Genomic DNA, 13,984 nt, shown 5'->3' with positions numbered 1-13,984 from the left:
TTTTAAAAATAAGCTTTCAGTTGAAAAGAGCCTGTGTGGATGGTTTTGCTAGTTTCTGTTTTCCTTCCGAAGTAGCTAAAATTTAAATCTAAGAAATTAGTTAGTTTTTTTTGCGCAAGCAATGTCCAAGTAAAGTTTTTTCCTGGCTGTAACCCTTCTAACATTTGGTAAGCAACAGGCGTGCCAGCAGAACCTTCAAAAGTATTAGATAAATAGTTAAACTCTCCATTTAAAGCACCTTTGTCTTTATTGTTAAGCGTAAACGATGCGCCGTATTTTTGTTGCTGTAAAGCTTCAAAATCGCCTATAGTATTTGTTTTGTCTTCATATTGATAAAATATATCAAAGCTAGAATTATCGTTAAATAAATAAGAGAGTTTGGGGTTGAATCGCGTTTCATCAAAATTGTAATTTCTACTAGAATAGTTTTCACTCACACTTTCATTGTTTTCAAAAGTTGAAAGCACGTTTATTAACCAATTACCCGATATTTTATGATTAAAATTAAGTTGATGACTTTTGATGCTATTCTCGATATAGCCAATAGATAAAACACTTCGGGTAGTGTTATCTAAAAAGGTGTAAGATGTTGTGTAGTGCTGTTTGCCGCGATTAAAAAACAATACATTTCTAAAATTTAACTGTAAACCTAATTGATCGTTCGCGTTTTTTTCAAAAGGATTTAAGTTGAATTTATTTCCCTGACGTTTTATTTTTCGGTCGATTAAATAAGCGGTTTGATTATAAAAATGCGACCAAAATTTTTCTGTTTTCTTTTTGGAAACCGACCATTTCGATGGGTTAATGGTTAATGTCTGGCTCAAACGGTTTTGGTGCGTTTTAATATACACCTGATTAGGTAATAGCACCCGAATATATTTTCCTTGATCTTGAAACTGTGCAATTTCAAACTCATCAAGTTCCTGAATACCGTTTGCATTATAGTCTACCCAAGTATATGTGCCTAAGCCGGCTTCGACTTCAATATAAGTAAAATCTTGCTGAGGTAAAGTACCCGAATTGGTTTCGAAAATGGTGTTCCACTGTATTAATTGATTAAATAGTTTTTGGTTGAATTGTAGCCGCGAATTCAGCGATTGCTCATCTGCAATATCAATATCTTCACTTTTTAAAGTTCTGTAATTGGCAAATAGAGATAAGGTGGTGTTTTTCTTTTGAACCAATTTTGAATCTAAATAAAATGTGTTGGATGTATTTACTTTTTCTAATACATTGTTTCTAATGCTATCATTTACACGATGTTTATAACCTATTTCTGCAAATATTTGTGTACTGTCTCCAACTCCAAAAAATACCTCATACGATTTAAATTTCTGACTTAATTCTGTTAATTGTTGTGTTGCAATATCGGTTTGTTGGTTGTCTTCAATAGCCATTTTTGTACCAATCCAACTCGATTTTAAACTATAAGAAATACGATTGTAAGATCTTAAAAAGGTGGATGTATTACTATTAGAATCTGCATTTAAAAAACTAGAGATAGAAGAGAATCTCAATTTACCAAAAACTAAATTAGCATTGGCTACATGGCGATTTCCATTAAAACCATCGGAAAAATTTAAATGTTCAAATTGATAATTTAAATATCCTTTTTCACGATGAAATACGCTAAAACCGGAATTTACAAGTAATTGATTTCCTAAATTGGAGCCAATACCATTGAGGTTCGTTAAATCTAAATTCCAATCCCGATTGAACTCCGGATTATAAAGTCCTTCAATATTTCTGAAATCTGAACTAATATAATCGGAATCAAAAAGTGCATTTAGATTCCAAAGACTGTCTGTTTTTATAAGTTGTTGTTCAATATTTAACTTCCCTGCGAAACCATCATTATTTTGATCGTCGATGGTTGAAAATAAATTCAAATCGTTTTTACTTCCTGCAAGTTCAAAATTAATATGTGTTTTTTCCGAAGGGTTATATGCACCGTTCACCACAACTAATTGGAGTTTTGTTGGAGCAATAAGCTGTGTAATAGGAGCGTAGTTACCTTGTAAAACACCCACATATTCGTAAATGTTATTAATGGCGTTGCTACTACTTAATATGTAATCACCGAGGTTGTCACCAACTTGAGAGAACGTTACACGATACAATTCATCGTCCTCACTATTAGAGAATACAAAAACTTCGGCGCCATCAATCAGTTCTTTTTTGTATAAAATTCTATTTTCGTTTAAAGCTTCTTGAATTTCCGAAGGTGCTACCATTAAAGATTTATCATCACCAGCTTCAGCTAAAATTTGAACCTGCTCTTCCGATAAATTTTGTTGTAAAGGTTGGTTTTTAGCATCATTTTCAGAATATATAGAAACACCAATTTTCAGCTTTTCACTTTCAAATTTACCGCCACCGTAAGCCACGAAACGAGAATAGTTTCTGTCGCTAAATTGATAATCTACGGTAATTCGCATCTCGGAAGTTATGGGGAATGTTGAATTAAAAATAATTTCACCGGCATTATAATCAATAATATAATCTTGGTCTTCGCCACGTTTTACGGCCACGCCGTTCACATAAACCGTTTCACTTCCAGATACAATAAGCACGAATAATTCTCCATTGGCGCCTTGTAATTTATAAGGGCCTTGGTTTCCTTCTTGAGCAGTAAATTGGCTCGTTGTAAATTGGCCGCGAACCAATGCGCCTGCAGCAAACAAATCTGTTCTAGCGCTATCGTCTCCCAACTTCAAATTAAAATTTAAACCTTGTACACGTTTAGAAAAACTTGCGAAATAAGAGTCGGTGTTTACTAAGTCGATATCACCAGCTCTAATATTCCAATCGTTGGTAAAAAGTTCTATAAAAACTTGATCGAATTCATCTAAACGCTGGCTGTATCCACTTTCTTGTAAAGGTATATTCGCATCTTGAATGGAAGCACGCAGCGAAACCTTATCATTTAATTTCCCTGTAATTTGAAGATCGAGTTCGCTATTTAAAACGGAGTTCTGATTATTCCCAATGGTAACACCTCGCGAAATGCTTCCGGAAGTTGTTAAACCATCAAAGGGGATAACTTCTTTTTCAGTGTTCGGTTCCGATAATTTATATAATTTCTGAAGGTTATCTGTGTTTTCAACAATAATATTTTCATCTAATTGACGATAAGTTTTCGTTAAAAAATCTGGAAATCTTAAATAATTGATAATGATAGAATCCGTATCAATCGGTTTTTTAAAAGTTAATAACGCTTTAGGGAAGTCTATGCTGTAAAAACTTGAGTCTATAAGTGTGCCATCTATTCTTCTAATAGAAAAAGAACTGGAGTTAATACTTATGCTATCTATTTGTATAGCGGGCTTTACTGCAACCTTTTTAGTTTTATAAATAGAGGTTTGCTCCTGCGAAAACCCGCAAAAACCAATTAAAACCATAATTATGCATGTAAAAAACTTCATTCAGACACTTAAACTATAAAAACTTTAAAATATTTTGTTGATAGCTTCGTTAAAATTCTTGCTGTAAATTATAGTGTAAAAGTAGCGTATTATTTATTTTTGCTGAAATTAGGTTTGTTGGTAAACAAATCTATCTAGATAAAGGTCTCAATCTTTGAAACTAAGACCATCATTTAAATAAAATCCCTTGTCATTTGTATTAGGTTAAGAAGAACAATGAAAATTATATCATATAATGTAAACGGTATTCGTGCCGCATTAAAAAAAGATTTTATTGGGTGGTTAAAAAGTGCAAATCCAGATGTTATTTGTTTACAAGAAATCAAAGCCATGAAGGAGCAATTGGATCTAGAGGTTTTTGAAGAGGCAGGATACATTTATAATTATTGGTTTAGTGCGCAAAAAAAAGGGTACAGCGGTGTTGCTATTTTGAGTAAAATAGAGCCAAATCATGTTGAGTTTGGCACAGGAATTGAGTCAATGGATTTCGAAGGTCGAAATATTCGAGCAGATTTCGATGGCGTTTCGGTAATGAGCCTATATTTGCCATCGGGTACAAACAGTGAGCGGCTTAGTCATAAATTTGAATACATGGATATGTTTCAAGAGTATATAAATAATCTAAAACAGGATATCCCAAATCTCGTAATTTGCGGCGACTATAATATTTGTCACGAAGAAATCGATATTCATAATCCAAAAATGAAAGGAGTTTCTGGGTTTTTACCAGAGGAACGTGAGTGGTTAGGGAAGTTTATAGATAGTGGATATATAGATTCTTTTCGTTACTTACATCCAGAAACACAAACATTCAGTTGGTGGAGTTACCGTGCTAATTCGCGAGCTAACAATAAAGGTTGGCGTTTAGATTATGCTTTAGTTTCTCAACCCTTACAAGAAAACATTAAAAGAGCCGTTATACTTACGGAAGCCGTGCATAGCGATCACTGTCCAATTTTAGTAGAAATAGAAAATTAGAAAAACAACCAAAATAGAACCTTAGTAAAAATGATTAAAAAAACCGTACTCACACTATTAACACTGGCCGTTTTAACCAGTTGTGTCTCTCCTAAAGTTTACAAAGAATTAGAGAGTAAATATGCTAAATTGAAACAAGAAAATCGAAAAATTTCGGATGCTAATGAAGCTTTGCTAAGAGAAAAAACAGTAGCCGAAAATGAGTTAAAACAATTGCATACTGCCTATGATGAAGCTGTAGCACAACGAGATAAATTACAATCCGATTATAATTCAACAAAAACGAACTATGATAATTTAAAGAATTCTTACGATGCTTTAGAAAAAAATAGTTCGGCGTCTATAGCGGCAAATTCTCAAAAGAACCGTGAGTTATTAGCACAGCTAGAAGCAAAAGAACAAGCTTTGGCAGCCGAGAATGCGCGTTTAGAAAAACTTAAATCTGAGTTAGAAAATAGATCTAATCGTGTTGCTGAATTAGAAAGTGTAATAGCGGCTAAAGATGCAGCTATGACGGCTTTGAAGAATGCTATTTCTAAGGCTTTAACGGATTTTGAAGGCAAAGGATTAACCGTAGAACAACGCGACGGAAAAGTCTATGTGTCTATGGAAAACAAACTATTGTTTAGCTCAGGAAGTTGGGCTGTTGGTGCCGAAGGTAAGCGCGCAGTAAAACAATTGGGTAGCGTACTTGGAGACAATCCAGACATAGCAGTTTTAATTGAAGGTCATACAGATAACGTGCCTTATAAAGGGAACGGGATTTTAACTAGCAACTGGGATTTATCAACAAAACGTGCAACAGCAATCGTAAATATTTTACGTGAGAATGCAGATATAAATGCTGAAAACCTTACAGCCGCCGGCCGTGGTGAGTTTGCTCCAGTGGCATCAAACGAAACAGCAGTGGGTAAAGCTAAAAACCGTCGTATCGAGGTGATTTTAACACCAAAATTAGATGAGCTTTCAAAACTTTTAAACGATAATTAATATTTAGTAGGGCGTTACTCCTGCTGCGCTTTTATGGCGCAGCAGGAGTCGGGCTTTCACTACTCAATCTTTTTATTTTTCAAAAAAAAGGATTTCAAACAAGCCGTTCAATCCCTAACGCAATTATTCTCATATTTACATGCTTCCTATTGGTAAATTCCTATTTACAAGGTCTTTGTAATCAAAAACATGCAAAAGACTTTCATTTTACAAGGAAATTATTATTTTTACCTTTTAATTCGAAATAGTAGGGGATGAAATCAAAAGAAAAAAGTGCTAGCATAGACGGGATAGATAAAAAAATACTTAGAACTTTAATGGAGGATGCTAGAATTCCAATTCTAGAAATTGCAAGAAATGTTGATATTTCTGGAGCAGCCATACATCAACGTCTACGTAAACTCGAAAAATCTGGAATTATATCTGGCTCAAAATTTGTGATAAACCCAAAAATGTTAGGTTATGAAACCGTAGCTTTTATTGGTGTTTATTTAGATAAAGCCATCCAGAATCCAGAAGCAATTAAGCAATTAAAAAAAGTGCCAGAAGTTCTCGAATGTCACTACACAACAGGGAATTGGAATGTTTTAATCAAAATTTTGTGTAAAGATAATGCCGATTTAATGCATTTGCTTAACAACCAAATTCAGACTATTTCAGGCGTATCTCGTACGGAAACATTTATATCTTTAGATCAACAAATAGATAGACAGATTACTATTTAGTTTAAAACTTTATTCATTGGAATGATTATTGATTCAACCTGAACCATTAATCAAAAACTATTTTCATGAAAAAGAAGTACTTAGTTCTATTTGTATTGGCAGTTGTTTCAGTAGCAACGTATGCTCAAAAAGCAAGTGTAGAAAAATCAACTTATGGTATTCAAACAGGTTTTTTAGGAGTTTGGGCACATCGCGAAGTTAAATTATCTAATGAAATAGCACTTCGTGCAGAACTCGGAATGGATTTAGGTCTTTGGGGTGGTGATTTTTATCCAAAATCGGGATATTTATTAGCTCCCGTAATTCGATTAGAGCCACGATGGTATTATAATTTGGATAAACGAGTTTCAAAATCTAGAAGTATTTCTGGAAATGCTGGTAATTTTTTAGCATTACAAACTAGTTTTCATCCTAATTGGTTTACAATTTCTAATTACGATAATGTTGAGGTTGTTAATCAAGTTTCAATTATTCCAACTTGGGGTATAAAAAGAAACATTGGCAAGCATTTTAATTACGAAACCGGAATAGGTATTGGTTATGCTTATTACTTTGCCAAAAGTGCTGGTTATCTTGAAAATGAAGGTTATACCACCATTAATCTTAATCTTAGAATTGGATATCGTTTCTAATACTTAAATTATAAAAACATAAAAAATCCCAACCGAAGCAATTCGATTGGGATTTTTAATATTGAAAATATACCCTATTTAGTTCTTTAGATTTTTACATCTTCATTAACCAAGTACGTACATCAACTTCTTGTTTTATTATTTTTTGTAAATCATCAATATTAACACGTTCCTGTTCCATAGTATCTCTATGTCTAATAGTTACAGTGTTATCTTTTAAAGTATCGTGATCTACTGTAATACAGAATGGAGTTCCGTTAGCGTCTTGTCTTCTGTAACGACGCCCAACAGCATCTTTTTCATCGTAAATCACATTGAAATCCCATTTCAATTCTTCTACAATTTTACGAGCCACTTCTGGTAAGCCGTCCTTTTTAACCAATGGTAAAATGGCAGCTTTTACTGGAGCTAGTACACTTGGTAATTTTAATACCGTTCTAGTTGTTCCGTTTTCTAGTTCTTCTTCTTGTAAAGAGTTAGAGAATACGGCTAAAAACATACGGTCTAAACCAATAGAGGTTTCTAATACATATGGTGTGTAGCTTTTATTTTCTTCATGGTCAAAATATTGTAATTTCTTTCCAGAATGCTCTTCGTGTGCTTTTAAATCGAAATCTGTTCTAGAGTGAATACCTTCTAGTTCTTTAAACCCAAATGGGAATTTAAATTCAATATCGGCAGCAGCATCAGCATAATGTGCTAATTTATCATGGTCGTGAAAACGATAGTTCTCCGCTCCCATTCCTAAAGATAAATGCCATTTCATACGTGTTTCTTTCCAGTAGTCGTACCATTTGGCTTGCGTACCTGGTTTAATGAAAAATTGCATTTCCATTTGTTCAAACTCACGCATTCTAAAAATAAATTGTCTTGCAACAATTTCATTTCTAAAGGCTTTTCCGGTTTGTGCAATTCCAAAAGGAATTTTCATACGTCCGGTTTTCTGAACGTTTAAAAAGTTAACAAAAATACCTTGAGCCGTTTCTGGACGTAAATATAAATCCATTGCAGACTCTGCAGAAGCACCAAGTTTTGTTCCAAACATCAAGTTGAACTGCTTAACATCTGTCCAGTTTCTACTTCCTGTTAAGGGATCGGCAATTTCTAACTCTTCAATTAATGCTTTAACATCGACTAAATCTTCTTTTTCCAAAGATTGACCCATCCGCGAAAGCGTTGCATTTATTTTTTCTTGATATCCAACAACACGTCCGTTTGTTGCTAAAAATTCTTCTTTATTAAAGGCTTCACCAAAACGTTTTGCTGCTTTAGCGACTTCTTTATCAATTTTAGCTTCAATTTTGGCGCAATAATCTTCAATTAAAACATCGGCGCGGTAACGCTTTTTTGAGTCTTTATTGTCAATTAATGGGTCGTTAAACGCATCAACATGTCCAGATGCCTTCCAAGTTGTTGGATGCATAAATATCGCGGCATCGATACCAACAATATTTTCGTTCATTTGTACCATGGCTTTCCACCAGTAGTCACGTATGTTTTTCTTTAACTCAGCACCATTTTGGGCGTAGTCGTAAACGGCGCTTAAACCGTCGTATATTTCGCTACTTTGAAATACATATCCGTATTCCTTTGCGTGCGATATTACCTTTTTAAATTTATCATCTTGATTTGCCATAGTGCAAAAATAAAAAAGCGTTTGAAACTATTCGATATTATTAACTAAATTTACAGAACTACTTTTAATTTAAATGTTTAAATCGGTATTAAATATATTTTTTCCTAAGGTGTGCTATGCTTGTCTTGGTGCATTAAACGATAATGAAGACACTATTTGTGTGGATTGCAGGCACGATTTACCGGTTACCAATTTTCATTTTGATAATAGTGATGCTGTTAAAAAAGTGCTTTACGGACGTTGTAAAGTTGAAAATGGCACCGCGCTTTTTAGATTTGAAAAGAAAAGTTTAGTGCAACAGCTTATTCATGGTCTAAAATATCGAGGTTATCAAAACATTGGTTTTGTATTAGGGAATTGGCTAGGAGCCGAGCTTCAGGAGTTAGAGACTTATCGTGATGTTGATGTTATAATTCCTGTGCCTTTACATAAGAAGAAGCTGAAATCACGCGGTTTTAATCAAGTTGAAAAATTTGGACAGCAAATAGCTGAAGCTTTAGAAGCGGATTATTTAGATGATGTGCTGGTTAAAATATCGAATAATAAATCGCAAACTAATAAAGGGCGTATTGCGCGTTTGGTTAATAGTGAAGAATTGTTTGCTTTACAGAATAGGGCATCCATAGAAAATAAACATGTTTTAATAGTAGACGATCTTATAACAACTGGTGCAACTTTGGAAGCTTGTATTTTAATTCTGAATCAAGCTAAAAACATAAAAATAAGTATAGCTACTATGGCAATTGCTTAGGACTTTAAGCGTTATATCTTTAAAATTATGTAGGTTTGTGAAAATTTTAATTGGTAATGAATAAAACACTTTCAAATTTTATTTTAGCTGCAGTTATTGGCGTTATTTTTTTTAATTGTGCCAATCGTGGAACGCCCGATGGTGGCCCAAAAGACGTGACTCCTCCTGTTATCGTGAAAACAGAGCCTGCAAATTTAACAACCAATTTTAAAGGCGATGAAATAAAGATTTATTTTGACGAATACGTTAAAATGAAAGATTTAAATAAGCAGCTTATTATTTCGCCACCCATGGTAAATCAGCCTGAAATTACACCTTTGGGAACGGCAAGTAAATATATTACTATTAAAATTCACGATACGCTTAAGCCCAATACTACTTACGCATTTAACTTTGGTAATAGCATTCAAGATAATAACGAAGGGAATCCATACCCTTACTATCGTTATGTGTTCTCTACTGGGAGTTATATTGATTCGTTAAGCGTAAAAGGAACCGTTGTAGATGCTGTAAAAGAAAAACCAGATACTTTTGTTTCGGTTATGTTGTACGAGGTCGATTCTACTTATACAGATTCTATTGTTTATAAGGAAACGCCTAAATATATTACCAATACATTGGACAGTCTTACAACATTTTCTGTTGATAATATTAAGGCTGGAAAATATATGCTTATGGCTTTAAAGGATGGGAATTCTGATAATAAGTTTCAACAAAAAGTAGATCAAATTGCTTTCCATAAAAGTTTTATTACCGTACCAAACGATTCGCTTTACAAATTGAAATTGTTTAATGAAGTGCTCGATTATAAGGCTACGCGACCAATGATTATTGCTGGAGAAAAAATAGCTTTTGGTTATGAAGGTGTTTACGAAGGGATGAAAATTAAATTGAATTCTGATGTTCCTGAAGGTTTTGATTATCGCATTACTAAGGATTTTAAAACAGATACGCTTAATTATTGGTACAAACCAAAATTGGAAGTGGATTCGCTATTGTTTAGTATTTCTAATATTGATTATGAAAAGGATTATACCGTTAGAATAAGGAAATTGGATAGAGATAGCTTAGTTATACAGTCGAAACCTGCGGGAGCAGTGGGTTATAATGAATCTTTTTTTATCTTCGGAACCACACCGTTTGTTAGTTTTAATGCTGAGAAAATGACGATTTTGGATAAGGATTCTACTAATGTAGCGTTTACAACAAAGTTTGATACTATAAATAATACCTACAAATTCGATTTTGATAAAACTGAAGATAATAGCTATCAAATACAGCTATTGCCAGAAGCGTTTATTGATTTCTATGATGATAAAAATGATACGTTAAATTATTCGTTTAAAACAAAAAAGGAATCGGAATTTGGATATGCTCGTTTTACTTTGATAAATGCTTCGTTTCCATTGATAATTCAATTAACTGACGATAAAGGTGAAGTTATATATGAGCAATTTGCTGAAACTAATGAACTTGTTAATTTTTTGAATGTAAAACCTGCGACCTATAAGATTCGGGTAATTCATGATGCTAATGGTAACAAGAAATACGACACGGGAAATTATTTAAAAAAGATACAACCCGAAAAAGTAAGTCACTTTAAAGCTATAGAAATACGTGCAGATTGGGGTTATCCTGAAACGTTGACGTTTAAGGATTAAATATTTCAATTCCATAATTGGAAAATGAGGTATAAAAAAGGTCTCTGATTATATTAAATCAGAGACCTTTTTTTTATGATAAGTTTAAACGTTTTAATTAAACTACACGCAATACAAAATAGTTCTTTTTTCCACGTTGAAGGAGAACAAATCTATTATTGATTAAATCGGCAGTTGTTACGGTGTAATCGTCTTTTACTTTTTCTTTATTAACAGATATTGCATTTTCTTTTAAAGCACGGCGCGCTTCGCCGTTAGATTTTAAAAAACCACCTTTTTCGGCTAGTGCAGCAATAATATCTATCCCGTTTTCAATATCGTCTTGAGTAATTTCTGTTTGTGGAACACCATCAAAAACATCTAAAAAAGTTTGCTCATTTAATCCTTTTAAATCGTTGCTAGTAGATTTTCCGAAAAGAATAGCACTTGCTTTTATAGCATTGTCTAAATCTTCTTTAGAATGCACCATAGTTGTAATTTCTTCCGCTAAACGTTTTTGTAGCACACGTAAATGTGGAGCGTCTTTATGTTCTTTTGTTATAGCGTTTATTTCATTCTCAGTTAGAAAGGTGAAAATTTTGATATATTTTTCAGCATCTTCATCCGATGAGTTTAACCAATATTGGTAGAATTTATAAGGTGATGTTCTATTAGAATCCAACCATACATTTCCACCTTCGGATTTTCCGAATTTAGAACCATCGGCCTTTGTTATTAACGGACAAGTAATAGCATAACCTTTACCACTACCAACACGACGAATTAATTCGGTTCCTGTAGTTATATTTCCCCATTGGTCGCTTCCTCCCATTTGTATGGAGCAGTTTTGCTCTCTATATAAGTGAAGAAAATCGTAGCCTTGAATTAACTGGTAAGTAAACTCAGTGAAACTTAAACCTTCTGTAGACTCTGAAGACAATCTGCTTTTTACAGAATCTTTCGCCATCATATAGTTTACCGTAATGTGTTTACCAACATCGCGTATAAAGTCTAGAAACGAAAACTCCTTTATCCAGTCGTAATTATTAACTAAAACAGCTGCATTATCGGCATCACTCTCAAAATCTAAAAAGTGCGCTAATTGTTTTTTTATTGAATTTTGATTATGACGAAGTACTTTTTCGTCTAGTAAGTTGCGCTCGTTCGATTTTCCTGATGGATCACCAATCATTCCTGTAGCGCCACCAACTAACGCTAGTGGTCTGTGTCCTGCGCGTTGATAATGTGCAAGTAGCATAATAGGGACTAAATTACCAATATGTAAAGAATCGGCAGTAGGATCGAAACCTACATAAGCACTACGCATGCTCTCCATTAAGTGTTCTTCCGCTCCTGGCATTACTGTGTGTATCATGCCTCTCCAAGTTAGTTCTTCAACAAAATTCTTTATCATTTTTAGGTGTATTTAGTAATCTTTGGCAAATATAAAAATACGTGTAGAATTTGTTATGTTTTATGTGGAATTCTTTGCAAATTGATTTGCCGCTGTTGTACGGTAATTTCGCGATAGGGATTGCAGCGGCATCCTTTTTTGTGCTGACCAAATGTTTATTGATTTGGACTTTATGTTGTATTGCTAGGTTGTTAATTGGGTAGCGATAATGTTGTGGCGCGAAAAAGATATAGTGGAAAGCGCGGTTTGTTTTGGGCTTTTCGACCAAAATAAAATTGCCCAAAAATAGGTTGAAATAAAAAATCCCAAACAGTAACTGCTTGGGATTTGATTTATAATTGATATACTGAAATAAGTTCAGTAGAAAAAAACTTTCGTTTTCTTAGTATCTGTAATGTTCTGGTTTGTATGGTCCGTCTACAGTTACACCAATGTAAGTTGCTTGCTCTTCACGAAGCTCAGTAAGCTCTACTCCAATTTTTGCTAAGTGTAATTTTGCTACTTTTTCGTCTAAGTGTTTTGGTAACATATATACATCGTTTCCGTATGCTTTTGCGTTTGTCCAAAGTTCGATTTGCGCTAAAGTTTGGTTTGTAAACGAGTTAGACATTACAAAACTTGGGTGTCCTGTTGCACAACCTAAGTTTACTAAACGTCCTTCTGCAAGAAGAATAATATCGTTTCCGTTAATATTATATTTATCTACTTGTGGTTTGATAGTATCTTTTGTGTTACCGTGGTTTTTGTTTAACCAAGCCATATCGATCTCGTTATCGAAGTGCCCAATGTTACATACTATAACTTTATCTTTCATGGCTTCGAAATGACGCCCTTGGATAATATCTTTATTTCCTGTAGTGGTGATAATAATATCTGAATTTCCAACAACAGTTTCTAGTCTCTTAACTTCAAAACCGTCCATTGCCGCTTGAAGCGCACAAATTGGGTCGATTTCTGTTACTGTTACAATAGATCCAGCACCTTTAAAAGAAGCGGCTGTACCTTTACCAACATCACCGTAACCACAAACAGTTACACGTTTACCGGCAAGCATAATATCGGTTGCACGGCGAATTGCATCTACTGCAGATTCTTTACATCCGTATTTATTATCGAATTTAGATTTTGTTACAGAATCGTTTACGTTAATAGCAGGCATTGGTAATGTTCCGTTTTTTACACGCTCGTAAAGACGGTGAACACCTGTAGTCGTTTCTTCTGAAAGCCCGTTAATTCCTGCTGCTAATTCTGGGTATTTATCTAAAACCATGTTAGTTAAATCGCCACCATCATCAAGAATCATGTTTAAAGGTTTTCTATCTTCTCCAAAGAAAAGTGTTTGCTCGATACACCAATCAAATTCTTCTTCTGTTAATCCTTTCCATGCGTAAACTGCTGTTCCTGCTGCTGCAATTGCTGCTGCTGCCTGATCTTGAGTTGAGAAAATATTACAAGAACTCCAAGTTACCTCGGCACCTAATGCTTGTAAAGTTTCGATTAAAACCGCAGTTTGTATCGTCATGTGTAAACAACCAGCAATACGCGAACCTTTAAGTGGTTGTGAGTTACCGTACTCTTCACGAAGGCTCATTAAACCTGGCATCTCTGCTTCGGCTAATTCTATTTCTTTTCGTCCCCAAGCTGCAAGAGAAAGATCTTTAACTTTGCTAGCTACGTAAGGAATTGTTTTTGTGCTCATATCAATGTTCTTTTTTATTTAATAACTTAAACAGGATTGAGATTCGTGTTAAAATCGTTAAATTCGCTCGTGAGAATCGTACAATTTGTTTAAG

Annotated in this window: 10 protein-coding genes; 6 read left to right on the top strand and 4 right to left on the bottom strand. The window is 34.1% G+C overall.

Annotated features, from left to right (window positions below; all coding sequences use genetic code 11):
• Positions 1-2 precede the first annotated feature (2 nt).
• Positions 3-3,425, bottom strand: a complete 3,423-nt coding sequence (locus GQR97_RS04790; protein WP_158845993.1) for a hypothetical protein — start codon at positions 3,423-3,425, stop codon at positions 3-5.
• 216 nt (positions 3,426-3,641) lie between these two features.
• On the opposite strand from GQR97_RS04790, the gene GQR97_RS04785 reads away from it, so the two are divergent.
• The 4 genes from GQR97_RS04785 to GQR97_RS04770 all read left to right on the top strand — a co-directional run bounded on the left by GQR97_RS04785 (position 3,642) and on the right by GQR97_RS04770 (position 6,750).
• On the top strand, positions 3,642-4,403 hold the full coding sequence (locus GQR97_RS04785; protein WP_158845991.1) for an exodeoxyribonuclease III: 762 nt from the start codon (positions 3,642-3,644) through the stop codon (positions 4,401-4,403).
• Positions 4,404-4,433: 30 nt separating this feature from the next.
• The gene (locus tag GQR97_RS04780) at positions 4,434-5,393 is read left to right on the top strand and encodes an OmpA family protein (protein WP_158845989.1); all 960 of its coding nucleotides are present in this window, start codon (positions 4,434-4,436) and stop codon (positions 5,391-5,393) included.
• Positions 5,394-5,647: 254 nt separating this feature from the next.
• Positions 5,648-6,118 carry an Lrp/AsnC ligand binding domain-containing protein gene (locus tag GQR97_RS04775; protein WP_158845987.1) on the top strand — a complete coding sequence of 157 codons (471 nt, stop codon included), beginning with the start codon at positions 5,648-5,650 and terminating at the stop codon, positions 6,116-6,118.
• A gap of 65 nt (positions 6,119-6,183) precedes the next feature.
• Positions 6,184-6,750, top strand: a complete 567-nt coding sequence (locus GQR97_RS04770; RefSeq protein ID WP_158845984.1) for a hypothetical protein — start codon at positions 6,184-6,186, stop codon at positions 6,748-6,750.
• Positions 6,751-6,844: 94 nt separating this feature from the next.
• Here the strand turns inward: GQR97_RS04770 and GQR97_RS04765 are convergent, their stop codons facing one another.
• The gene (locus GQR97_RS04765) at positions 6,845-8,386 is read right to left on the bottom strand and encodes a glycine--tRNA ligase (protein ID WP_158845982.1); all 1,542 of its coding nucleotides are present in this window, start codon (positions 8,384-8,386) and stop codon (positions 6,845-6,847) included.
• A 73-nt stretch (positions 8,387-8,459) separates the two neighbouring features.
• Between GQR97_RS04765 and GQR97_RS04760 the strand changes: the two genes are divergently transcribed.
• Entirely contained in the window at positions 8,460-9,137 is a 678-nt protein-coding gene (locus GQR97_RS04760; protein WP_158845980.1) for a ComF family protein, read from the top strand.
• 56 nt (positions 9,138-9,193) lie between these two features.
• Positions 9,194-10,798 carry an Ig-like domain-containing protein gene (locus GQR97_RS04755; RefSeq protein ID WP_158845978.1) on the top strand — a complete coding sequence of 535 codons (1,605 nt, stop codon included), beginning with the start codon at positions 9,194-9,196 and terminating at the stop codon, positions 10,796-10,798.
• 97 nt (positions 10,799-10,895) lie between these two features.
• Here GQR97_RS04755 and tyrS read toward each other — a convergent pair whose 3' ends face one another.
• Positions 10,896-12,191 (bottom strand): tyrosine--tRNA ligase, encoded by a 1,296-nt coding sequence (tyrS, locus tag GQR97_RS04750; RefSeq protein WP_158845976.1) that lies wholly within the window; start codon positions 12,189-12,191, stop codon positions 10,896-10,898.
• Between the two features lie 382 nt (positions 12,192-12,573).
• Positions 12,574-13,890, bottom strand: a complete 1,317-nt coding sequence (gene ahcY, locus GQR97_RS04745; protein ID WP_158845974.1) for an adenosylhomocysteinase — start codon at positions 13,888-13,890, stop codon at positions 12,574-12,576.
• Positions 13,891-13,984: the final 94 nt, after the last annotated feature.

This window comes from Algibacter sp. L1A34 (assembly GCF_009796805.1).
Taxonomy (GTDB): domain Bacteria; phylum Bacteroidota; class Bacteroidia; order Flavobacteriales; family Flavobacteriaceae; genus Algibacter.
The sequence above is the reverse complement of the archived record's forward strand: the minus strand, read 5'-3'. Positions and strand labels throughout refer to the sequence as shown.